Here is a 21,948-nt window from a genome sequence, read left to right on the forward strand (position 1 = left end):
CCCGTTATATCCACGGCCGGAGGGTTGAATCTGTAACGGAGGGTTCAAGCGCACGCCGGCGGGGCCGATCCTCCCTGTGCGCGGGTGCCGGTCCGCGCGGCGCGGCACCAGGACCGGGCCCGGCCGGCGCGAACGGACACGACGGGAGGGGACGCACGTGACCGTGGAGGCGCACGAGGTGCCTGGCGCCCCCCGCGGCGAGGCCGGCTTCAGCCTGGTCGAGGTCATGGTGTCGCTCGGCCTCGTCGGGACGGTGATGGCGGCGATGTCGGCGTACTTCGTCTCGGCGGTGACCCTCACCCACGGCCAGGGCCAGCGGGAGGTCGCCGCCCAGGTCGCCACCGACGCCATGGAGTACGTGCGGACCCTGCCGACCGCCGACGTCGGCACCCGGGTCCGCGCGCTGCCGCCGCGCACCCTCACCGTCAACGGCATTGCGTACACCCAGCGCTGGACCGTCTGCTGGCAGGCGGTCGACGGCGGCGCCTGCGCCACCGTCAAGCCGGCCGCCGCCGCCGCGGCGGCGATGGTCCGGGTCACCGCCACGGTCGAGTGGGACCAGAAAGACTGCCCCGTCAACCCCACCGCCCCCGCCCGCCGCACCTGCGGCCAGACCACCGCGACGCTGTTCAGCGCGGCGACGACCGAACCGATCGTGGAGGTGGTCTGAGATGGGCCGGTACCCGTCCCGCATCCGCCGCTGGGCCGACTCCCGCGGCTCGATGCCCATGGCCGTCCTGCTGACCCTGGCGGGGGTGTCGGTGACCGCCGCCGCCGCGCCGGTCGTCCTGCGGCAGGACACCGAGACGCGGCAGACCGTCAGCCAGGGCCGGGAGCTGGACGCCGCGCAGGCCGGCCTGGCCGCCGCCCAGGGCCGGATCCGCGCCGCCACCCGCACCGACCGGCCCACCGTCCTGGACCGGACCCGGCTGCTGTGCGGCAGCCCGCTGACCGCGACCCTCGACCCCGGGGTGGCCGGCGCGGTGGCGGCGCGGTACCACGTCGAGATCGAGTACTTCGGTACCGACCCGCTGACCAGCGGCGCCGCGCGGATCGCCTGCGCCGCGGGCGGCGGCCCGGTGACGGCGCCGTCGTACGCGCGGATCCGCTCGTGGGGCGCCCTGGTCGGTACGGGCGACATCAAGACCCCCGCGGTGTCGCGGTACCTGGGCGGCACGTACGCCTTCGACACCGTCCGCGGCGGCTTCGACGCCACGCTGCCCCGGCAGATCGCGCTGTACAGCCCGCCGCAGACCGTCCTGGGCACGCTGGCGTCCCTGGCCAGCCCGATCCTGGGCGCGTTCATGCGGCAGCGGCTGTGCCTCGACATCGGGACCGACGCCCGGGTGCCGGCCGCCGGTACCCCGGTGCGCGCGCGCACCTGCGGCCCGAGCGACCGGCTGCGGCAGAACTTCCTGTACCGCTCGGACATGTCCATCGTGCACGCCGGCTCGTACGGCGCCGACAAGCCCATGTGCCTCGACGCCGGGGCGGTGCACGCCGCCGGGGTCACGGTGACCCTCCAGCCGTGCGCCACCGGCGCCGACGGGTGGCGCCACCGGTGGTACTACAACGCCACCAACAACTTCGAGGGCGTCCGGCCGCATGCCGGCGCGCGGGCCGAGGACCAGCTCGACGGCTTCTGCCTCAACCGCGGCGGCTCGGCGTTCACCCTCGGCGGCGCCGGGGACTACCCGCTCATCCTCGGGTCCCGCGCGGCCCGCGACTGCGGCAAGGAGATCCCCGTCGGCCTGATGACCATCGATGTCCTCTCGGACCTGGTCAACGCGTTCGAGGGGTACTCGCTCCAGGTCTTCAGCTACCTCGACGACGTCGGGCCGGGCCTGGCCGACGAGCTGCCGCCGGCCGACTGCGCCGCCGAGCTGGGCCGGCCGTGCCGGATCAGCCAGCTCGCCAACGTGGGCCTGCGCAGCATGTGCCTGGAGTACCGCGAGGGCGAGATGTACGGGCCGATGGCGACCAAGGAGTGCGCCGAGGCTCCGGCGACCGCCGAGCGCGACGTGGAGCAGACCTGGCGGGTGCCGATGCCGGCCGCCGGGCAGACCTCGGTCACCGGCCCGATCTACCAGGTCGGGGCCGACGGCAAGACGTACTGCCTCAGCTCGTCCGAGGGCAGCTTCTCGCAGGTCTTCGGCCTGGTGATCGCGCTGGCCACGATCAACCCGTACTGGCCGGACTTCGCCGGCCGGGTGGCCTGCAGCCCGAAGACGGTGACGGGGTCGGGGCCGCAGGTGTGGCGGATCCGCGCCGAGACCGGCGACCCGGCCAACCGGTACCGGATCGAGAGCCTCAGCACCGGCCGCTGCCTGTCCGTGGGCGAGGAGTCCGACATCGGCCAGCCCAGCCTCGCGTCCCTGCTCAACTCCCTGGTGAAGACGATCACCAGTCTGCTGGGCAACGAGATGGTGGTGCCGCTGGACCCGTTCGTGTACGAGTGGACCGGCACCCACAACAGCCTCAAGGTCGTGATGAAGCCCTGCACGTCCTCGGACCGGCAGAAGTGGGCCGGGCCGGCGGGCGGGCCGACGCCGACCTACACCGCGTCGACCGACACGCCCGAGCCGACCGGGCCGCGCCCGCTGCGCGACATCGGCGGCGAGGACCCGGCGGGTGCCGCGGGATGACCGCGAGCGGCCCGCCGCCCGCGACCGGGGCCCGCGACGACCGCGGCGCCAGCCTGGTCGAGGTCCTCGTGGCGTCGGGTCTGATGATGGTGGTGTCCGCTCTGGTCACCAGCGGCATCGTGACGATGAGCCGGTCGCTGTCGCAGGTGGAGGGCATGAACCAGGCGCAGGCGCGGTCCGGGCTGGCGTTCGCCCGGCTCGACGGGGAGGTGCGGTACGCCTCGGACATCGCGCCGCCCGCGGTCGTGTCCGGCGTGCCCACCGTGACGTACTACGTGCCCGTGTCGGCCGGCGGCAACCAGTGCCGGCAGTGGCGGCTGGCGGGGGACCGGCTGGAGCGGCGCGGCTGGCCCGCTGGCCGGCCGGCCAGCGGCGGCTGGCAGCTCATCGCCGACGGCGTGGCCGCCAGCGGCGCCGAGGCCGGCCAGGTGGGGCCGTTCCGCCGGCACGCGCCCGAGACCGCCAACGGACACCAGCGGCTGGAGCTGCGGGTCCGGTCCAGCGGCGGGGGCGGCGTCGGGGCGGCCGCCCGGGAGACCGCGATCACCTTCACGGCCTGGAACTCCGTCGAGGGCCTGGCCGGAGCCGGCGCATGCACCATCGAGTCCCGGTGACGCCGGTGGGGGCGGCGACCGAGGTCACCGCCCCCACCGGGCGCAACGGGGCGGGTCAGCCGACGGTGACCCAGGCCGCCGTCGTCGGGCCGTAGTTGCCCGCCTTGTCCTTGGCGCGGACGTAGACGAGGTGCCGGCCCGCGGCGCGGCCCGCGGTCTCCACCGTCGCCGTGGCCGTGGCCAGCGGCGCACCGGCGCGCAGGCTGACCGCCAGCGGACGGGCGCCGGCGAACGACGGGTCGAACGCGTACTCGGCGACCGTCAGGTCACCGCCCACCCGGTCGCGGCCGACGTTGGCCAGCTCGTAGGTGCGGGTGTCGACCTGCGCGGTGAGCGTGCGGCCGGCCACGTCGGCCTGCCGGACGTTCGGGCCCAGGCTGGACCGGTACGGCGCGCTGGCCATCTTGGTCAGGTACATGAGCACCGGAAGGTTGGCCTTCCAGTACGTCTCCACACAGGAGTACGGCGGGTGGAAGTTCGTGCCGCCGCACGCGCCGCTGCCGCCCAGCTCGATGGTCGACGACGCGATGCCCAGCTTGTCGTACACCCAGTCGTCGTGCCCGCCCGAGGCCGCGTACAGGATCTGCGGCGCCTGGCCGGTCTTGTAGCCGTTGTAGGACTTCATCTGGGCGCCGATGGCCTTGAGCGGCCGGTCGTTCGGCGTCGGGGTGTTGGCGTACTGCCACGGGATCAGGTTCATCCCGGCGACGGTGTGGATCGACAGCATGTAGCCGGTGGCGTCGGCCGGGGCCGGCGAGTTGCCGCCCTGCCGCTGCTTCTTGAAGATCCGCTGCCAGGTGCTCTGGAGCGCCTGGGTCTCGACCTCGCTGTCCGGGCGCGGGCCGAGGTAGGTGTCGTTGCACGGGTCCTTCGAGGTGCTGGCCCCGCCCCAGTTGCTGCTGTTGTTGCGGTTGAGGTCGACGCCGACGCGGTCGCCGGTGCAGTTGCCGCCCGCGGGGTTGCGGTTCTTGCGCTGCATCGACGGGGTCGAGCCCTGCGCCACGATGTCCAGGCCGTCGGGGTTGTGCGTGGGCACGACCCAGATCTCGGTCGAGTCCAGCAGCGCGGTGACCTCGGCGTTGGAGCCGTAGCTGTTGGTCAGGTGGTCGATGAACCGGTACGACATCTCGCCCGCGGCGATCTCCCGCGCGTGGGTCTGGGTCATCAGGAAGAAGCGGGGCTTCTTCACGTCGGTGCGCTGCTCGCAGTCACCGGCGGTCATCTTGGTGATGCACAGGACCTGCAGGTCGTACTTGCCGGTGTGCGACTTGCCCATGGTGTACATCTTGGCCAGGTCTGGCTTGGACCGGGCGACGGCCTCGACGTGGTTCTTGTGGCCCATCGAGGTGTGGTAGCCGCCGTAGAACGTGTCGGCCACGCGGGCGGGGTCGGGCTTGGCCTGGCCGATGAGGCCGCCCGGGTTGGCCCAGGCCGGCCGGAGCGTCTCGGACACCTCGGCCTTGAAGCCGGCGCTGGCGAGCCGGGTGCCCACCTCGGCGTCCCCGGCGACGAACAGCTTGTTGCCCTCGCGGCCCTCGACGAGGTCGAAGCTGTCGGCCAGCTTCTCCGCGTCGGCGGGGCCGCGGGTGTCGACCGCGTAGATGAAGGTCTCGGCGGGACCGCTGGCGGGCTGGCCGACCGCGACGTCGACAGCGCCGGGCAGGCCGGCGCCGGCCGGCTGGGTGAAGGCGGTCGCCGCGGCGGCTGTCACCGCGACCGCGACGGTCCACATCTTCCGTTGTTGGCTCATCAGCAACCTCTGTGGGTGGGGGAACCTCGGGGAATTCGCCGGTGAACTGGCGCGGACCGGGCGCGCGGGCAGCGGTGACCGCGCAATCGATCCATGTCTATACAGGGGTACCGCGGGACGAAAGTCAAGCGCTCACGGCCGCATTCTGCCGCGGCAGGGTGAAGGTGACCCGGGTCCCGCCGCCCGGGTTCTCGGCCGCGGTGATCTCCCCGCCGTGCCGCTGGACCACCCGTAAGCAGATCGCCAGACCCAGGCCGGTGCCCTGGTACCCGCCCCGGGCGGCGCGGTGGAACGCCTCGAACACCGACTCGCGCTGGTCCGCCGGAATCCCGATCCCGCGGTCGGCGACGACGACGCGGGCGCACCCGTCCTCGGCCGGGGCCGCGTCGATCTCGATCTGCGCCGGCCGGTCCGGCGGCGTGTACTTCAGCGCGTTGCCGATCAGGTTGTCCAGGAGCTGGCGCACCAGCACCGGGTCGGCGTGCACGACCGGCAGCGGGCCGACCCGGACCCGCGGCGGCGTCCCGCCCGCCCGGCGCACCGGCTCGACCAGCTCGGCGAGGACGTCGGCGACCACGGCGCCCAGGTCCACCGGCCGCAGGTCGAGCTGGCCGTCCCGGACCGTCGCGTAGGCCAGCAGGTCCTCGATCAGCCGGCGCATCCGCTGCACCCCGGCCCCCACCCGGGCGGCGGCGTCGGCCAGGTCCGTCGGGTCGGTGTCCTCGCGCAGCCCGATGATGATCAGTTCGGCGTACCCGGCGATGCCGCTCAGCGGTCCCTTCAGGTCGTGCGCGACCACCTCGGCGAACGCCCGCAGGTCCGCCTCCCGCTCGCGCAGCGCCACCACCGTGGCGGCCAGCTCCCGCTCGGCCGCCTTGCTGGCCGTCACGTCCCGGAACACCGCCACGGCCCCCTGCTGCCGGGTGCCGCGCAGGGGCCGGCCGGAGACCGAGATGTGCACGCCCTCGGGCCGGTTCCGGTTGCGAATGATCATCTCCACCTGCTCGGTGGACTCGCCGCGCAGCGCCCGCACCAGCGGCAGCCAGTCGGTAGGGAAGGGCTCCTTGCCGTCCGGCGTGAAGATCCCGTAGTGGCCCTGCCAGTTGTCCGCGCCGCCCCGGTCGTCGGAGATCCCGAGCATCGAGCGGGCGGCCGGGTTGTGCAGCAGGAACTCGCCGTCGGTGTCGACCACGCCGACGCCGTCGGAGATGCTGTCGAGGATCGCCGCGAGCAGGCCCGCCTGGTCCTCGGCCTGGGCCCGCTCCACGGCCAGGTCGGCGGTCGCCTCGACCACCTGCGCCTCCGCCCGGCGGCGGGCGGTCGCCAGGACCCAGACCAGGCCGCCCAGCAGCGCCCCGACCAGCACCCCGGCGAGGGTGACCAGCGCCGGCAGGGGCGTGGCGCCGCCGGGCAGGTGCCGGCTCGGGGCCGCCACCCGCAGCCGCCAGGACCGGTCGGCGATGGGGACGTCGCGCGCCTCGGCCAGGTCGCGGCGGCCGCCCACCGGGGCGCGCAGCCGGGCGACCTCGACCGACTCGCCGTCGCCCAGCGGCGCGGCGAGCGCCACGTCCACCACCCCCTGCGCCGTCCGGTCGAGGGTGGCGGCGACGAGGTCGCGGCCCCGGATGCCCAGCACCACCCAGCCGCGGAAGTCCCCGGGGCCGGCGGCGGCCGAGGGCGTGTACACCGGGGCGGCCAGGGTGAACGACAACTGGCGCTGCGCGGGCGGCAGCGACCGGTCGATCAGCAGCTCGTACGGCGCCGAGAGCGCGGCCTGGCCGGTCCGCCGGGCGGCGGCGAGCGCCGCCGCGGGCGGCACGGAGGCGGCGGCGTCGATGCCGCCGGACTGGGCGTTCGCGCCGTCCAGCGGGCGCCGGAAGATCACGAACATGTGCTCGGGGACCCCCGGGGTCGGCTGCAGGCGCAGTCCGGGGTCGCCGCGGGCGCGCCAGTACGCCTCGGTCCGCGGCACGTCGCCGGGTCGGGCGGGGACCAGGTAGGCCACCGAGGAGGCGCCGGCCAGCCGCAGCTCCGGCAGGGCGGTGGTCGCGGCGAGGAACTCGCGCCGGTCCAGGTCGGCGTGGCTGCCGAGGGCGCCGGCGACGGTCCGCACCGCCCCGACGTAGCGCGCGACCTCGCCGCCCACCGCGGACGCCGCGGCGTCCGACCGGCGGGCGATCTGGTCCTGCGCGGCCTCCTCCTGCCCGGCGGCCATGGCCGCGCCCGCGGCGACGGCGGCGGCGCCGAACAGCAGCAGGACCGCCGCGGCGGGTACGACCGGCGACCGGGAGCCGGCGCGCAGCCAGGCGCGCAGGCCCCCTGCGGCGCGCGGTCGGGCGGGCCGGGGGCCGGAGGGCGCGGAGGTGGCACCCGTGGCGGGCGGCGCGGGCGACGGGGCGGCGGCGGGCCGCTCGGTCACGGGCGCTCCCGGGTGACGAAGCCGGCGCGGCTCATCTCGCCCCACACGTGCCGCCGCCCGCGCACCGCCGCCCACAGCCCCTCCACCTGCCACAGGGCCAGGACCTGCCGGTAGCCGACGTTCTCCAGGACGGCGGCGGCCAGGCCGATCCCGAGGTCCCGCCAGCGGGGATACCGGTGGTAGGCGATCTCCTCGGCGAGCAGCGCCACCAGGCTGATCACGACGGCGTACCCGTAGCTGGCCAGCAGGAACCGCCAGGCGAAGTCGATGTCCACCACGGACAGCGCCAGCCCCAGCGGCACCAGGACGAGCGCGGCCAGCTCGATCACCGGGGCGAGCAGCTCGAACAGCAGGTACCACGGCATGGCGATCATCCCGATCCGCCCGTACCGCGGGTTGAAGACCATTCCCCGGTGCCGCCAGATGATCTCCGCCAGGCCCCGGTGCCAGCGCGCCCGCTGCTTGCGCAGCACCCGCCAGGTGTTCGGCGCCTCGCTCCAGGACACCGGCTCGGAGACGAACGTGACGCGGTAGTCGCGCTCCGCCCGGCGCAGCGTGTGGTGGAGCCGGACGACCAGTTCGGCGTCTTCGCCGATGCAGTCGGTGGCCATGCCGCCGGCCGCGATCACGTCGTCGCGCCGGAACAGCCCGAACGCGCCGGAGATGACCACCAGCGAGCCGACCCGGGACCAGCCGGCCCGGCCGAGCAGGAACGACCGCAGGTACTCGATCACCTGGATCCGCGGCAGCCACCGCCGGGGCATCCGGGCGCCGACCACGCGGCCGGCGACGACCTCGCAGTCGTTGACGATGCGGATCACGCCGCCGGTGGCGACCACCCGCAGCGGGTCGTCGGCGAACGGGCGGGCGACGGTGAGCAGCGCCTCGGGGTCCAGCAGGGAGTCGGCGTCGACCATGCAGACCAGCGGCGAGCTGGCCAGGGCGATGCCCACGTTGAGGGCGTCGGCCTTGCCGCCGTTGGCCTTGCGCACGACCATCAGCCGGTCGGGTTCGTCGGCGGCCACGTGCACCGACCGGACCGCGCCGAGCGCCCGGAGCCCCGGCACCGGCGCCCGCGGCGTCTCCACCAGCCCGAAGGCCGCCGCCAGCGCGGTGAAGGTGTCGTCGGTGGACCCGTCGTCGACCACGACGATCTCGAACCGCGGGTAGTGCAGCGCCATGATCGACCGGACGGCCTCGACGATCCCCGGCCCCTCGTTGTATGCGGGCACGATCACGCTGACCGGCGGGGTCAGCGGGCTGCGGAACATGTCGTCACCGCCGGAGTACCGGGTCCGCCGCCGGTGCCCGGCGAACTCGATCGAGGCCAGCAGCAGCAGGATGAGGTAGCTGGTGTTGAGGAGCAGGAAGTAGACCATCGCCGCGACGTCGATGCGGTACAGCGCCTCGCGCAGCCACCCGGTCATCGCGCCGCCCGCAGCTCGGCCAGGGCCAGCGACTGCGCGGCGTACGCCCGCCCCGGCCCGTCGGTACCGGCGGCCACCCGCAGCGCCCGGACCCCGTCGGGCTCCAGCCGGGCCAGCGACTCGGCGGCCGCCGAGGCCACCTCGTACCCCGGGTCGGCCAGCAGCCGGACCAGCGCCGGTACGGCCGCCCGCGCGCCCAGCTCGCCGAGCGCGACGGCGGCGGCGGCGCGCAGCGGGGGCGCCGCGCCCGAGCTGGCCACCTCCACCAGCGGCGGTACCGCCGACCGGCCGCCGAGCACCCCCAGCGCCGTGGCGGCGACGCGCCGGACGTCCGGCACCGGGTCGCCGTCGAGGACCGCCACCGCCGCCCGGGCGGCGGTGACCGCCCGGCGGACCCGCAGCGCGTCCAGGACCGTCATCCGCACGAGCGGGTCGGCGTGCCCGATTGCCGCCACGATCTCCGGCTCGGCGGCGGCGTCGAGGGCGGAGAGCGCGTCGGCGACGAGGATGGCGGGCAGCCGGGCCCGGCCGGTGAGGGCCGCCAGCAGCGGCGCGACCGCGGCCGGGTCGCCGACGTGGCCGAGCGCGCGGACGGCGGCGGCCCGGACGTCCGCGTCCGGGTCCCGCAGCGCCCGCGACAGCGCGGCGACGATCGGCGGCTGCGCCACCGCCAGGTCGCCCAGGGTCTGCGCGGCGGCGGCCCGCCGCGCGGCGCCGCGTCCCCGCAGGTCGGCGAGCGCCTCGTCGGCCAGCCCCCGGCGCAGCAGCAGGTCGACCAGGCCGGCCCGGGCGTCCCCGCGGACCTGGCCCAGCAACCGGACCGCCGTCGGGAGCAGCTCCCGCCACACCGGGGCGGGCAGGGCCAGCAGCGGCGCCGGGTCGTCGCCGTCGGCGGCGAACGCCAGCAGCTCCCGGCGGGGTCCGGCGGTCAGGGCGGCGCGGTGCCGCTCCCGCCGGTGCCGGGCCGCCCGGACCAACACGATCACCACGGTCATCCCGACCACGGCCGCCGCCACCCCGGCCAGCACCCAGCGCAGGTCGCCCGTCACCCGTCCACCTCCCCTGTCGGCAGGGACAGCAGCACGCTCGTCCCCTGGCCGGGCGTGGAGCGCAGGTGCACCCCGCCGCCGTGCCGCGTCGCGATCGTCCGCACGATCACCAGGCCGAGGCCGCTGCCCTGGATGGCCTGGTCGACGGCGTTGCTCGCCCGGTAGAAGGTCGTGAACAGGTGCGGCTGGTCGGCGTAGGGGATGCCCATCCCGGTGTCGGCGACGCGCACCGTCACGTGGTCCGGCTGGGTCGTCACCTCGACCGTCACCTCGCCGCCGCGGGGGGTGAACTTCACCGCGTTGGCCACCAGGTGGCCGACGGCGCGCAGGATCTGGCCGGCGTCCACGTGCGCGACGGCCGGGCCGGGCGTCGCGGCCCGCAGCGTCACGCCGGCCTCGGCGGCCGCCTCGCGGACCTGGGCCGCCGCGGTCTCGACCAGCGCCGAGATGTCCGACTCCGCCGGGCTGGCGGTCATCGTGCCGGCCTCGACCTGGGACAGCACCAGCAGGTCCTCGATGAGCGAGCGCAGCCGGTCGGTGTTGCGCTCCAGGACGGCCAGCGTCTTCTCCTGCCGCGGGGTGAGCGCGCCGACGGTGTCGTCGCGCAGGATCTCCAGGTACCCGGCGATGCTGGTCAGCGGCGTGCGCAGCTCGTGGGACACGGTGGTCATGAACTCGTTCTTGGCGTGTTCGAGCTGCCGCAGGTCCCCGACGAGGCGGCGCTCGTCGGCGAACAGCCGGTCCTGCCGGCCGCGGGACTGCTGGATCTCGGCGGCCATCGCGTTGGTGGCCTCGGCGACCGCGGCGATCTCGGCGACCCTGGCGTGCGTCGGGGCGCGGGCGGTCAGCTCGCCGTCGCGCAGGCGGGTCAGCACCGAGGTCAGGGCGTCCAGCGGCGCGACGATCCGCTGGGTGGTCCGCCGGGACACCACGTACGCGAGCAGGGCGGCGCCGACCACCAGGGCGAGGAGGGCGACCAGGCGCGCGCGGTCGACGGACGCGGCCCGGTCGGCGAGGCGGCGGGCGCGGGCGTCCAGGGCCTGCCCGGTGGCGCTGTTGGCCGCGAGGGTGTCCTCCATCAGCCGCTGGCCGGCCAGGACGGTCGCGGCGGTGACGGTACCGCCGGGCCGGCGCGGCCGCTGCGCCTCGGCGTACGCCCACCACCGGTCGGCGGCGGCCACCTGGGCGTCGATCGAGGCGGCCGGGTCCGGCCCGGTCATCCGGCGCAGCTCGGCGACGGCGGGCGGGTACGCCGCCCGCGCGGCGTCGTACTCCGCCCCGGCCCCGGCCCCGGCGGCGAGGTACCCGCGCAGGGCACGCTGGGCGTCCAGCAGCACGATCCGCAGTTCGAGGTTCGCGCTCACGCTGGGGCCGACCCGGGTGCTCAGCTCCCGGACCACCTGCTGCTGGAGGAGGGTCGCCACCGCGCCGCCGACCCCCGCCACCCCGATGAGGGCGACGAGGAGACCGAACGCCCGGTGCAGCAGCCGACCCACCGTCGGCGGACCGCCCATCGGCGGCTAGGTCCGCGACCGGGCGAGGAGGGACTGGACGCGCGACACCAGTTCGCGGGGGCTGAACGGCTTGATCACGTAGTCGTCGGCGCCCACGGCGAACCCGCGTTCGACGTCGGTCTCCTGGGCCTGCGCCGTCAACAGGATGATCAACAGACCCTTGGTGCGCGGATCGGCCCGCATCTGCCGGCACACGTCCAAGCCCGACAGGCCGGGCATCGCGACGTCGAGTACCACGAGGTCGGGCAGGTCGTCGCCCTCCACGGCGGCCAGGGCCCCCAGGCCGTCCCCGACCTCGACCACCTCGTGTCCGGCCTGTTCCAGTTTAAAGACCACCAGGTCACGGATGTCGGGATCGTCCTCGGCGACCAGAACTTTGGACACGCTCCGCACCTCCCTGCGTGACCGGCTTGCCTACCCCGACAACATAGCTCCATAAAATGCCTGATTTGGGTGAATCTTGGGGGGCAGGCAGGTCGGCGCGCTCAGCGGCGCGGCGGTCCGCGGCGGCGCCACGACGACGGCGGCCCGGGAGGATCACTCCTCCCGGGCCGCCGTCGTGACGTGCGGGGTGCTACTTGGCCCGGATGACGTCCAGGTTGACCGTCGCCACGACCTCGGCGTGCAGCCGGACCGTGACCGCGTGCCGCCCGACCGCCTTGATCGGCGACACGGTCATGCGCCGCCGGTCGAGGGCCGGGCCGCCGGCGGTCTCGACCGCCTCCACGATCTCGTTGGCCGTGATCGCGCCGAACAGCCGACCGCCGTCACCGGCGCGGACCTTCAGCGTGATCTTCAGCCCCTCCAGCCGCTCCTTGACCGAGGTGGCCTCGCCCAGGTCGCGGATCTCGCGGGACTCGCGGGCCCGCTTGATCGAGGTGACCTGCTTCTCGGCACCCTTGGTCCAGCCGATCGCGTACCCCTGCGGGAGCAGGTAGTTGCGGCCGTAGCCGTTCTTGACCTCCACGACGTCGCCGGGAGCGCCGAGACCGGAGACCTCCTGCGTGAGGATGATCTTCATATTCGTGCCCCCTCTCAGCGGGCCGTGGCCGTGTACGGCAGGAGCGCCATCTCGCGGGCGTTCTTGACCGCGCGGGCGATCTGGCGCTGCTGCTGGGAGGTCACCCCGGTGACCCGGCGGGCGCGGATCTTGCCCCGGTCGGAGATGAACTTGCGCAGCAGCGCGGTGTCCTTGTAGTCGATGTAGGTGATCCCCTCCTTGTCGAGCGGGTTCACCTTCTTCTTGGGCTTGCGGATCGGCGGGTTCTTCGCCATGTCTGCTGTACCTCAGGGTCTAGAAAGGAGGCTCTTCGTCGAAGTTCCCACCCTGGCCGCCACCGGAGCTGCGGCCGGCCGGCGCGGCGGTCGCCCAGGGGTCGTCGGCGGGGGCACCGCCACCGCCGCCCTGGCCGCCGCCGGAGGCACCGAAACCACCACCGCCGGAGCGCGACATCTTCTGCACCTTCGCCGTGGCGTACCGCAGCGACGGGCCGATCTCGTCGACCTCCAGCTCGTAGACCGTGCGCTTCTCGCCCTCGCGCGTCTCGTACGTGCGCTGGCGCAGCCGGCCCGTGACGATGACGCGGGAACCCCGCTGGAGGGACTCGGCGACGTTCTCCGCGGCCTGGCGCCAGATGTTGCAGGCCAGGAACAGCGGCTCGCCGTCCTTCCACTCGCCCGAGGCCTTGTCCAGGAACCGGGGCGTCGAGGCGACCCGGAACTTGGCCACGGCCGCGCCCGACGGGGTGAAGCGCAGCTCAGGGTCGTCGGTCAGGTTCCCGACGACGGTGATGGTGGTGTCTCCTGCCATTGCCAACTCCTCAGCACTCGTCTGTCCGCAAGGTTTACACGCTCGCTGTGACAGTGCGGGTGGGAGCCGTACGCCGCTGCTAGCGGACGTCCGGCCGGATCACCTTGGTCCGCAGGACGGACTCGTTGAGTCGGAGCTGGCGGTCCAGCTCGGCGACCGCTTCCGGGGTGGCCTGCAGGTCCACCACCGCGTAGATGCCTTCGGCCTTCTTGCTGATCTCGAAGGAGAGCCTGCGGCGGCCCCACACGTCGAGCTTCTCGACCGAGCCACCCGCCGTGCGGATGACGTTGAGGTACGTGTCCAGCGACGGGGCGACGGTGCGCTCCTCCAGGCTGGGGTCGAGAATCACCATGACTTCGTAGTGACGCAAGACGTACTCACCTCCTCTGGGCTGTCGGCCACGGTCGGTCCGTGGCAGGAGGGTCTGGCGTCCGCGCACCGCCCAGGATGGCGGCGAGCCTGGTCAGGATACCGACAGCGGCCGGGCGCACCCGCGGCCGGGGTGCGCGGCGCCGGGGAGGAGACCGCGGGGACCGCCGTTCCGCATTCCCTGGGGTGGGACCTGGGGAGGAACGACCACACCGACGAGTGTGGAGCGGCGGTGCCCCGCGGAGCACGGGAAGCGGTGTACGGAATCGCCCAGTTAAGGGCTTATGCCCCGTATCGACCGCTGGGCGAGGATAACACGGAATGCACCGATAGAGACGCCGGCGATGCAGACGAAGGCGACCAGCCCCAGAAGGGTGACCGCCCCGCGGTCGGCCAGCGGCTCGACCGCGGCCATCGGCTCCGCCGCCGGGTGCCCGTCGGCGGCCAGCGCCTCGTCCAGCACCGGGACCTCCGCCGCGCCGGCCGCGCCGCCCGGGCCGAGCCCCATGAGCGGGTGCGGCGTACCGGCCGCCGCGCGCGGCACCGGCGGCGGCTGCGGGGACGGCGACGCCGGGGCCGGCGCGTCGGGGGTGGGCACGGGCGACGGCAGCGGGACCGGCGCCGGCTGCGCGGGCTCGCCGACCGGCTGGCCCACGACCTGTACCCGCAGCGACTCCTGGCGGGTCACGACGCAGTGCGGGCGCAGGGTCAGCTCCACCGGCCCGCGGTGGAACAGCACCTCGGCCACCCGGCCGGCGGGCACCTCGCCCCGCTCCTCGTCGTCCATCACGAGCGTGGCGCGGTGGCCGGTCTCGTTGCGCACGCGCAGCGTCGACTCCGCGGTCACCGTCACGGCGTCCTGGTCCGGGGTGGCCGCGCAGCGCAGCCCGAGCAGGCCGCCGCCGTCGAAGACGACCTCCCGGACCAGCACCGCCGCCGGCCCGGCCGCCGCGGCCGGCGCCGCCGGCCCGGCCAGGGCCGCGGCCACGCCGGCCGCCGCCAGGACCCGTCGCGGTACCGCCATCAGAAACCCCCAGGTCGGTGGAGCGGGCTCACCTCATGCAACGACACGCCCCCCGGTCGGGTGACGTGCGCGGCGTCGCGGCCGGCGCGCAGCGGGGCCAGTATGGGCGCCCGGCGCCGGCCCGGCCGCCGCGCACCCGCCCCGCCGCTGTCGGTGCCGCGCCGTACCCTCGACGCCATGCTCATCGGTGCCCACGTCGACTCCGCCGCGCCGCTGGACGAGGCCGCGGCCCGCGGCGCGGACGCGGTGCAGTTCTTCCTCGCCGACCCGCAGGGCTGGAAGGCTCCGGTCCCGCGCGCCGACGCCGCCGCGCTGGCCGCCGCCGACACCGTTCTCTACGTCCACGCGCCGTACGTGCTCAACGTCGCCACCGCCAACAACCGAATCCGCATCCCCAGCCGCAAGCTGCTGCTGGCGCACGCCCGGGCCGCGGCCGCCGTCGGCGCCGCCGGGCTGATCGTCCACGGCGGACACGTCAACCGCGGCGACGACCCGGAGACCGGCTTCGACAACTGGCGCAAGACGTTCGCGTACGCGGCGGACAGCGGCGGCTTCGGCCTGCCCCTGCTGATCGAGAACACGGCCGGCGGCGAGCACGCCTGCGCCCGCCGCCTCGACGCCCTCAAGCGCCTGTGGGACGCCGTCGGCGACCACGAGGTCGGCTTCTGCCTCGACACCTGCCACGCGCACGCGGGCGGCGAGGAGCTGCTGGGCCTCGCCGACCGGGTGCGGTCGGTCACCGGCCGGATCGACCTGGTCCACGCCAACAACTCCCGGGACCCGTTCGACTCCGGCCGCGACCGGCACGCCAACCTCGCCGACGGGGTGATCGACCCCGCGCTCCTGGTCGCCGTGCTGCGCGCCGCCGGCGCCCCCGCGATCGTGGAGACCCCCGGCGGCGCGGCCGGCCAGGCACGCGACATCGCGTACCTGCGTGACAAGCTAGGCCGGTGAAGGCCACGCCCACCGGCTCGACCCCGCACCCCCGCGCCACCCCGGCGGCCGGGCCGCCACCCGACGGCGGCCACCGCGGCACCCCGGTCGCCACCGCCGCGGGCACGCCGGCGGTCGCGGGCACGTCCGCTGAGGGCGGCGCGGGCAGCGGCGGTGCGGCGGGCGACCGCCCCAGCCGGCGGCGACGGTTCGGCCGGCTGCCCGGCCGGCGCCGCGCCGCGCCGCCGGCCGCGGAGCCCGGCGCGGAGCCCGGCGCCGCCGACCCCTTCGCGCGCTTCGCGCCGCCGCCGGCCGCGCGGCCGGGCCGGGCGCGCCGGTACGCCCGCGCGGCCGGCCGCACCCTGCGCCACGAGTGGAGCCTCGCCGCCCTGCTCAGCGTCGTCACCGCCGCCGCCCTCACCTGGCCGACACTGCGGGACCCGACGCGCACCGTCCCGCAGGACACCGTCGACCCCGCCCTCCAGGCGTGGCAGATCGCCTGGGGCGGCCACGCCCTGCGCACCGACCCGCTGCACCTGTTCGACGGCAACGGCTTCCACCCCGAGCGGTACAGCTATGCCTTCTCCGACACGCTGCTGGGGTACGCGCCCGCCGGCCTGCTCGGCGAGGGCATGTACGCGGCGCTGCTGCGGTACAACATCATCTTCGTGCTCGCGCACGCGCTGGCGGTCTTCGGCGCGTACGCGCTGGTCCGGCAGCTCGGCGCCGGCCGCGTCGGCGGCGCCGTCGCGGGCCTGGCGTTCGCGTTCGCCCCGTGGCGGCTGGCGCAGACCGGACACCTCCAGGTGCTCTCCACCGGCGGCATCGTGCTCGCCGCCGCGATGCTGCTGCGCGGCCACGACTGGACCCTGCGCCGCCCCCGCCGGCCCCGGCGGCGGCGCCCCGGCTGGGCCCTGGCCGGCTGGCTCGTCGCGGCGTGGCAGCTCAGCCTCGGCTTCGGCATCGGCCTGCCGTTCGGGTACCTGCTCGGCCTGGCCGTCCTCGCCGCGCTCGCCTGGTGGGTCGCGGCCCGGATCCGCCGCGCGCCCCGCCGGCCCTGGGGCTGGCGGCTGCTCGTCGCCGACGGTGTCGGCGGCCTCGTCTTCGCCGGGGTGGGCGTCGGCATGGCGGTCCCGTACTTCCTCGTCGCCGAGGCCCACCCCTACGCCCGCCGGACCGCCGAGATGATCGAGATGTACTCCCCGCCGGTGCGGTCCCTGCTCGTCGCGCCCCCCGACTCGCTGCTGTGGGGGGCGGCGCACGCCCCGCTCCGCGCCGACCTCGTCTGGGCGCCCGAGATGACGCTGCTGCCCGGGTACACGCTGTACGCGCTCGCGGCCACCGGCCTGCTCTACTCCGTCTGGACGCTCCGCCAGCGGCTGCTGCTGCTGGCCGGTGCGGCGGCGGCCGCGGTCCTCGCCCTGGGCACCACGGTTTCCGGCGGCCGCTACACGTACCTGCCGCTGCTGGCGTACGTCCCCGGCTGGGACGGCCTGCGCACCCCCGGCCGCCTGATCCTGTGGACGACGCTGCTGCTGGCGGTCCTCGCCGCGGGCGGCGTCAGCGCCGTCCTGCGCCAGGCCGCCCGGATGCGGCCCACCGCGCTGCGGTTCGGGCTGCGGACCGTCCTGCGCGCCGCCACCCTCATGCCGGTGCTCGTCCTGCTGGTCGAGTCCCTGAACGCGACCCCGCACCCCGCCGTCCCGCGCGCCCCGGCGGCCCTGCGGACGGCGGCGGCCCCGGTCCTCGTCCTGCCCAGCGACTTCGCGGTCGACAGCCACGCGCTGCTGTGGTCCACCGCCGGCTTCCCCCGGCTGGTCAACGGCAACAGCGGCTTCACCCCGGCATCGCTGGAGGAGGCCCGCCAGGCGGTGGCCGGCTTCCCGGACCTGGCCAGCATCCAGTACCTGCGCACACACGGCATCCGCACCGTGATCGTCCTGCCCGACCGGCTGGCCGGCACCCCGTGGGCGTCGGCGCTGACCGTCGGCCCCGGCGACTACTCGGTCGCCCGCGCGACCGTCGACGGCGCCGAGGTCTTCACCCTCAACTGACCATCCGGTGGCGGTCCGGCCGCACCGCCGGGTCGGCGGTGACGACCTCCGGCAGCCGGACGATGAAGGTGCTGCCGTGCGCCGGCCGCGAGCGCAGCGTGATCTCGCCGCCGTGCGCGTGCACCAGCCGCCGCACCAGCGCCAGCCCCAGCCCCGTGCCGGCGCGCCGCTGGGTCGCGTCGCCGGACTGCTGGAACTCCTCGAAGATCCGGTCCTGGTCGCCGGGGCTGATCCCGACGCCGGTGTCGGCGACGGTCAGCACCAGCGCGCGCTCCTGCGCCGCCACGGTCAGCGTGATCCGGCCGTCCGGGGGCGTGAACTTGATCGCGTTGGAGAGCAGGTTCTCCACGATCTGCCGGAACCGGATCGGGTCCAGCAGCGCGACCACGTCCGCCACCTCGACGCGCAGCTCCAGCCCCTTGCCGGCGACCAGCGGCCGCAGCCCGACGACGAGCTGCTGCACCACGCTGCGCACCGACAGCGGCGCCGGCTGCAGGTCGAGCTGCCCGGAGTCCACCTTGGCCAGGTCCAGCAGGTCGTTGATCAGCCGCAGCAGGTGCGTACCGCTGGAGTGGATGTGCCCCAGCCACTGCGCGCTCTCGGACTCCGGGTCGCCCGCCACGTCCGCGCGCAGCAGGTCGCTGAAACCGATGATCGCGTTCAGCGGGGTGCGCAGCTCGTGGTTCATGCTCGACATGAACCGGTCCCGGGCCTCGGCCGCGGCGCGCAGGGCGTTGACGGTGTCGGCGAGCTGCCGGGCCAGCCGGTGCTGCTCGCTGAGGGCGGCGCCGCGCGCGGCCAGCACCGCCCCGCGCTCGGCGAGGACGGCCGCGTGGCCGCCGAGGTCCGCCAGCAGCCGCATGTCGTCCTCGGTGAACAGGCTGCGGCCGCGGTGCAGCACCAGCAGCACGCCGGTGCGGGCGTCCGGCCCGGTGATCGGCAGCACCGTCAGCAGGCAGCGGCCGCACTCGCCGGCCCACTGCCGCAGCAGGGGCGACCCGGCGTCGCGGCCCGGGTCGACGGCGACGGGCTGGTGCAGGTCCCGCAGCCGCCCCAGGTCGGCGGCGGCCACCGCCGCGGGCAGGTCGGCGGCGTTCCCCGCGGCCCGGCCGGCGGCGGTCCGGGCCGCGTAGGCGTACCGGCCGTCGCTCTCCCGCAGCAGCACCGCCGCGGCGTCGGCCCCGACGACGGTGCGGACCACGTCGACGTACCGCTGCCACACCTGCGCCGGCGACTCGGTGGCCGGCGCCTCCAGGATCCGCCGCCCCACGACGTGCGCGGCGCGCGCCGACCACACCCGGCGCAGCCACCGCGGGGGCAGGAACGCCAGCCAGTACGCGAGGGCCCCGGCGAGCCCGAGCAGGCGGAAGCCGAGGTTGAACGCCTCGCCCAGCGCGTCGTGCGGCACCAGCTCGTTGCGGCCGCTCTCGGTGAGGATCCCCGTCGCCGCCGCGGCCGCCGCGATGACGCCGACCAGGCCGCTCGCCGCGGTGGCCACGGCCGCGACGCCGAGCCGGACCGCCGAGCTGCCGGTCCGGTGGCGGGCCTCGGCGGCGAGCAGCCGGGTCGCCACGGTGTACAGCGCGGTCGTGACCACCAGGTACGCGAAGCCGACGGCGGGCGGGTGCTCCCGGGGTACGGCGAGGATCGCGGCGGACAGGCCGGCCACCCCGGCCAGCGCCAGCCGGTCCGCCCGCCGGGACACCGGCCGCAGCCGGTCCGCCATCCGCACGATCAGGTACGGCCGCGCCGCGAACCCGACGAGCACGATGTCGGCGAGCAGCTCCGGCTGCGCCGTGCCGGCCCGGGTGGCCAGGTCGACGGCGAGGAACAGCGTGTCCGGCAGGAACACCACGGCCAGCCAGCCGTGCAGCGGGTTGCGGTGGCGCAGGTAGCTGGCGAGCGCGTACGCCCCGATGGCGACGTTGAGTACCGCCCCCACCGTCACGATCCACGAAAGCGCACCCTGGCTCATCGACACCGCCACCGACACTCGCGCACCGACACCCGCGGCCGGAATCCGGCCCTCGTTGCCAGTATCCACCGCCGCGCCGCCCGCGTTGGCGAACCGCCAGGCTCGCCGACCCGGGCCGGCGTCAGGCCGCTACGGGCGGCGCCGCCCGCGCGGACGGCGTCAGGCGCCCGCGCGGCCGGCGTCAGGCGCTGACGGGCGCGGCGGCCGGCACGGGCGGCGCGGCGGGTGTCGGTGGCGGCGCGGCGAGCGGCCCGGCGTCGGGGTCGTCGTCGTACGTGTGCCGCACGACGTCCCGCTCCGGTCGCCGGATCTCCCGAATGATCAGACAGCAGAGCAGCACCACGGTGCCCAGGCGCAGCGCCGAGGCCAGCACGAAGACGCCCTCGGGGAACACCGGCCTGCCCCCGGCGCCCATCAGCTCGCCGTAGAAGGCGGCGAAGTAGCAGACCTCCGCCGCCTGCCAGGCCAGGAACGCCCACCAGCGCGGCCGGGCCAGCACGACGAGCGGGACCAGCCACAGCACGAACTGCTGCGACCAGACCTTGTTGAAGATCAGGAAAGCCGCGACCACCAGGAACGCGACCTGTCCGAGCCGGGGCGCGCGCGGGGCCCGCAGCACCAGCACCCCGATGCCGACCCAGGCCAGCCCGATCAGGACGTACGTGACCAGGTTCAGCCGGGGGATGTCCTGGGCGAGCGCCTGGAACACCGGCAGCCCGTACCGGCCGCCGCCGCGCGGGAAGTGGTCGCCGATGTACCAGAGGGTGCCCCAGTCGACCTGCCGCTCCCGGTTCAGGACCAGGAACCGCGACCAGTTCTCCAGGTTGGCGACCATGACCGGCGCGTTCACGGCCGCCCACGTCAGCACCCCGGCGCCCGTGGCCAGGGCGGCCGGGGCGAGGCGCCGGGCGCGCAGCGCCAGGAAGATGATCGCCAGCAGCAGGAAGCCGGGCCAGAGCTTGGCCGCGGTACCGAGGCCGAGCAGGACGCCCGCGACCACCGGCCGCGACCGCGACCACGCGAACAGCCCCGCGACGGCGAAGAAGATCGACAACAGGTCCCAGTTGACCGTGGCGCTGATGAACATCGCCGGGGCGAGGGCGAACAGCGCGACGTCCCACGGGCGGCGGCGGCGCATCGCCAGCAGCAGGCCGACCGCGGCGACCGCCAGCGCGCCGAGGACGAACGCGTTGAGGTGGTAGAAGGTCATTCCCTGGTTGAGGGTCGGGTCGGCGGCGGCCGCGGCGTGCACCGGCAGCCCGAGCAGCCCCATGAACGCGCCGGTCAGCACCGGGTACTCGACGGGGTGGTCGAGGTAGGGCACCTTGCCCTCGTTCAGGCCCTCGGCGAAGTACAGGGCGAGGACGTCGGTGTAGCAGTACCGCTTGTACTGGATGTTGTCGGTCCAGGCGCCGTCCATGCACGGGGACTTCTGCACCCAGTGCAGGACCAGCGTCAGGCAGGCCAGCGCGAGGACGACGCGGGCGGCGGTCCAGAAGCGACCCCGCCACGGGCCGCCGGGGGTGTCGGCACCGGCGGTGTGGGTGCCGGGCGGGCCGCCGATGGCCTCGCTCAGGCCCCGGACGAAACTGTCCGACCGACCGGGCAGGTCGACCACCGCACGCCGCAGACTCATCCCCTCATCCTGCCGCCCCCGCCCGCGGGTTCGCCCCCGCCACGCGGGATCACGGACGCAGAGGCACGTCAGTGAGGCGGAGTCCGGCAGTGATGGTCTCCCGGCTTGGCCGGAGGTCATTACTCGACGCCTACTGGCGCGGATTCTAGGAGGCCTGACGGATTGGTCGATAGATGCTTTCATGACTGACCAGCGTCAACGGACTTTCGGCGGACTGGAGCCGAGCTCGCTCGAGTCCAGTCTCGGGTGAGACGGACCACCAGTTGAAGAGCCCGACGGGCTACTCCAGGAACCACTTGTTGTCCCATCCACTCGACCACGACGTAGCGCAGGAATGGGTTGGGTTTGCAACACAGAAAGTTTGGAGCGACTGACCCTTATCGCAGCCCGCTGCTGAGCGGCGATCCGCCCAGGTAGGCCACCCGGCCGCCCTGCGGGCGACGTGACCTGCCATCGGCCGGGACTCCCAAATCGACCTCGGCGAATCGCTTGCGATGATTTACCTGCTTCCAGACTGCGCGAGATTTTCGCACGGTCACTTGCGGTTGGGTGACCTCCTGACGCACATGTGCCGCGGTTGAGGTCCCGTGGTGTTTGCGCACAGTGAAGTGATCTCAGCAAGATTCGGGTAGGTACTTGTACTCGAAATGGGTCAGGTGCAGCGCGGCGGCGACGATGTCACCAATTCGGCGGGGGCTGACGGTAGTGTGGCGCAGCGTTCTCCAGCGT

The 21,948-nt window shown here is 75.0% G+C and carries 18 protein-coding genes; 5 read left to right on the forward strand and 13 right to left on the reverse strand.

The features are described 5' to 3' along the window. Positions 1 to 157 precede the first annotated feature (157 nt). Genes IEY75_RS16600 through IEY75_RS16610 form a run of 3 tightly spaced genes read left to right on the forward strand, consistent with a single transcriptional unit; the run spans position 158 to position 3,259 of the window. Complete coding sequence (locus IEY75_RS16600) at positions 158 to 670, forward strand: type IV pilus modification PilV family protein (RefSeq protein ID WP_189115280.1); 513 nt, start codon at positions 158 to 160, stop codon at positions 668 to 670. Position 671: 1 nt separating this feature from the next. After that, positions 672 to 2,645: a DNA-directed RNA polymerase subunit beta family protein gene (locus tag IEY75_RS16605; RefSeq protein WP_189115281.1), complete on the forward strand. Its 1,974-nt coding sequence runs from the start codon at positions 672 to 674 to the stop codon at positions 2,643 to 2,645. Continuing rightward, the gene (locus IEY75_RS16610) at positions 2,642 to 3,259 is read left to right on the forward strand and encodes a PilW family protein (RefSeq protein ID WP_189115282.1); all 618 of its coding nucleotides are present in this window, start codon (positions 2,642 to 2,644) and stop codon (positions 3,257 to 3,259) included. The genes IEY75_RS16605 and IEY75_RS16610 overlap by 4 nt, the downstream gene beginning before the upstream one ends. A gap of 55 nt (positions 3,260 to 3,314) precedes the next feature. Here the strand turns inward: IEY75_RS16610 and IEY75_RS16615 are convergent, their stop codons facing one another. The 11 genes from IEY75_RS16615 to IEY75_RS21325 all read right to left on the reverse strand — a co-directional run bounded on the left by IEY75_RS16615 (position 3,315) and on the right by IEY75_RS21325 (position 14,621). Further along, positions 3,315 to 5,009, reverse strand: a complete 1,695-nt coding sequence (locus tag IEY75_RS16615; protein ID WP_189115283.1) for a M14 family zinc carboxypeptidase — start codon at positions 5,007 to 5,009, stop codon at positions 3,315 to 3,317. A 124-nt stretch (positions 5,010 to 5,133) separates the two neighbouring features. After that, the gene (locus tag IEY75_RS16620; RefSeq protein ID WP_189115284.1) at positions 5,134 to 7,428 is read right to left on the reverse strand and encodes an ATP-binding protein; all 2,295 of its coding nucleotides are present in this window, start codon (positions 7,426 to 7,428) and stop codon (positions 5,134 to 5,136) included. Beyond that, positions 7,425 to 8,855 (reverse strand): glycosyltransferase family 2 protein, encoded by a 1,431-nt coding sequence (locus tag IEY75_RS16625; RefSeq protein WP_189115285.1) that lies wholly within the window; start codon positions 8,853 to 8,855, stop codon positions 7,425 to 7,427. The genes IEY75_RS16620 and IEY75_RS16625 overlap by 4 nt, the downstream gene beginning before the upstream one ends. Further along, entirely contained in the window at positions 8,852 to 9,904 is a 1,053-nt protein-coding gene (locus IEY75_RS16630; RefSeq protein WP_189115286.1) for a HEAT repeat domain-containing protein, read from the reverse strand. Before IEY75_RS16630 ends, IEY75_RS16625 begins: the two co-directional genes overlap by 4 nt. After that, positions 9,901 to 11,418 carry a sensor histidine kinase gene (locus tag IEY75_RS16635; protein ID WP_189115287.1) on the reverse strand — a complete coding sequence of 506 codons (1,518 nt, stop codon included), beginning with the start codon at positions 11,416 to 11,418 and terminating at the stop codon, positions 9,901 to 9,903. Before IEY75_RS16635 ends, IEY75_RS16630 begins: the two co-directional genes overlap by 4 nt. A 6-nt stretch (positions 11,419 to 11,424) precedes the next feature. Beyond that, complete coding sequence (locus tag IEY75_RS16640; protein ID WP_189115288.1) at positions 11,425 to 11,802, reverse strand: response regulator transcription factor; 378 nt, start codon at positions 11,800 to 11,802, stop codon at positions 11,425 to 11,427. A gap of 190 nt (positions 11,803 to 11,992) precedes the next feature. Next, the gene (rplI, locus tag IEY75_RS16645; RefSeq protein ID WP_189115289.1) at positions 11,993 to 12,439 is read right to left on the reverse strand and encodes a 50S ribosomal protein L9; all 447 of its coding nucleotides are present in this window, start codon (positions 12,437 to 12,439) and stop codon (positions 11,993 to 11,995) included. Positions 12,440 to 12,453: 14 nt separating this feature from the next. Continuing rightward, entirely contained in the window at positions 12,454 to 12,693 is a 240-nt protein-coding gene (gene rpsR, locus IEY75_RS16650; protein WP_189115290.1) for a 30S ribosomal protein S18, read from the reverse strand. A gap of 19 nt (positions 12,694 to 12,712) precedes the next feature. After that, the gene (locus IEY75_RS16655; RefSeq protein WP_189115291.1) at positions 12,713 to 13,228 is read right to left on the reverse strand and encodes a single-stranded DNA-binding protein; all 516 of its coding nucleotides are present in this window, start codon (positions 13,226 to 13,228) and stop codon (positions 12,713 to 12,715) included. Positions 13,229 to 13,307: 79 nt separating this feature from the next. Then, positions 13,308 to 13,598 carry a 30S ribosomal protein S6 gene (gene rpsF / locus IEY75_RS16660; RefSeq protein ID WP_189115292.1) on the reverse strand — a complete coding sequence of 97 codons (291 nt, stop codon included), beginning with the start codon at positions 13,596 to 13,598 and terminating at the stop codon, positions 13,308 to 13,310. 273 nt (positions 13,599 to 13,871) lie between these two features. Beyond that, entirely contained in the window at positions 13,872 to 14,621 is a 750-nt protein-coding gene (locus IEY75_RS21325) for a hypothetical protein (RefSeq protein ID WP_189115305.1), read from the reverse strand. Positions 14,622 to 14,798: 177 nt separating this feature from the next. On the opposite strand from IEY75_RS21325, the gene IEY75_RS16670 reads away from it, so the two are divergent. Continuing rightward, positions 14,799 to 15,575: a deoxyribonuclease IV gene (locus tag IEY75_RS16670; protein WP_189115293.1), complete on the forward strand. Its 777-nt coding sequence runs from the start codon at positions 14,799 to 14,801 to the stop codon at positions 15,573 to 15,575. Further along, positions 15,572 to 17,608, forward strand: a complete 2,037-nt coding sequence (locus IEY75_RS16675) for a hypothetical protein (protein WP_189115294.1) — start codon at positions 15,572 to 15,574, stop codon at positions 17,606 to 17,608. The genes IEY75_RS16670 and IEY75_RS16675 overlap by 4 nt, the downstream gene beginning before the upstream one ends. Here the strand turns inward: IEY75_RS16675 and IEY75_RS16680 are convergent. After that, on the reverse strand, positions 17,601 to 19,583 hold the full coding sequence (locus IEY75_RS16680; RefSeq protein WP_189115295.1) for a sensor histidine kinase: 1,983 nt from the start codon (positions 19,581 to 19,583) through the stop codon (positions 17,601 to 17,603). The genes IEY75_RS16675 and IEY75_RS16680 overlap by 8 nt on opposite strands. Before the next feature lie 181 nt (positions 19,584 to 19,764). Next, on the reverse strand, positions 19,765 to 21,219 hold the full coding sequence (locus IEY75_RS16685) for a glycosyltransferase family 87 protein (RefSeq protein ID WP_189115296.1): 1,455 nt from the start codon (positions 21,217 to 21,219) through the stop codon (positions 19,765 to 19,767). Positions 21,220 to 21,948 lie beyond the last annotated feature (729 nt).

The organism is Pilimelia terevasa (assembly GCF_014647915.1).
Classification (GTDB): Bacteria; Actinomycetota; Actinomycetes; order Mycobacteriales; family Micromonosporaceae; genus Pilimelia; species Pilimelia terevasa.

What these genes read in the sequence shown, in the direction of transcription:
- IEY75_RS16635 (WP_189115287.1), bottom strand. Translation starts at nt 11,418, where the DNA reads ATGGGCGGTCCGCCGACGGTGGGTCGGCTGCTGCACCGGGCGTTCGGT.
- rplI (WP_189115289.1), bottom strand. Translation starts at nt 12,439, where the DNA reads ATGAAGATCATCCTCACGCAGGAGGTCTCCGGTCTCGGCGCTCCCGGC.
- IEY75_RS16605 (WP_189115281.1), top strand. Translation starts at nt 672, where the DNA reads ATGGGCCGGTACCCGTCCCGCATCCGCCGCTGGGCCGACTCCCGCGGC.
- rpsR (WP_189115290.1), bottom strand. Translation starts at nt 12,693, where the DNA reads ATGGCGAAGAACCCGCCGATCCGCAAGCCCAAGAAGAAGGTGAACCCG.
- IEY75_RS16610 (WP_189115282.1), top strand. Translation starts at nt 2,642, where the DNA reads ATGACCGCGAGCGGCCCGCCGCCCGCGACCGGGGCCCGCGACGACCGC.
- IEY75_RS16655 (WP_189115291.1), bottom strand. Translation starts at nt 13,228, where the DNA reads ATGGCAGGAGACACCACCATCACCGTCGTCGGGAACCTGACCGACGAC.
- IEY75_RS16625 (WP_189115285.1), bottom strand. Translation starts at nt 8,855, where the DNA reads ATGACCGGGTGGCTGCGCGAGGCGCTGTACCGCATCGACGTCGCGGCG.
- IEY75_RS16615 (WP_189115283.1), bottom strand. Translation starts at nt 5,009, where the DNA reads ATGAGCCAACAACGGAAGATGTGGACCGTCGCGGTCGCGGTGACAGCC.
- IEY75_RS16685 (WP_189115296.1), bottom strand. Translation starts at nt 21,219, where the DNA reads ATGAGTCTGCGGCGTGCGGTGGTCGACCTGCCCGGTCGGTCGGACAGT.
- IEY75_RS16670 (WP_189115293.1), top strand. Translation starts at nt 14,799, where the DNA reads ATGCTCATCGGTGCCCACGTCGACTCCGCCGCGCCGCTGGACGAGGCC.
- IEY75_RS21325 (WP_189115305.1), bottom strand. Translation starts at nt 14,621, where the DNA reads ATGGCGGTACCGCGACGGGTCCTGGCGGCGGCCGGCGTGGCCGCGGCC.
- IEY75_RS16680 (WP_189115295.1), bottom strand. Translation starts at nt 19,583, where the DNA reads ATGAGCCAGGGTGCGCTTTCGTGGATCGTGACGGTGGGGGCGGTACTC.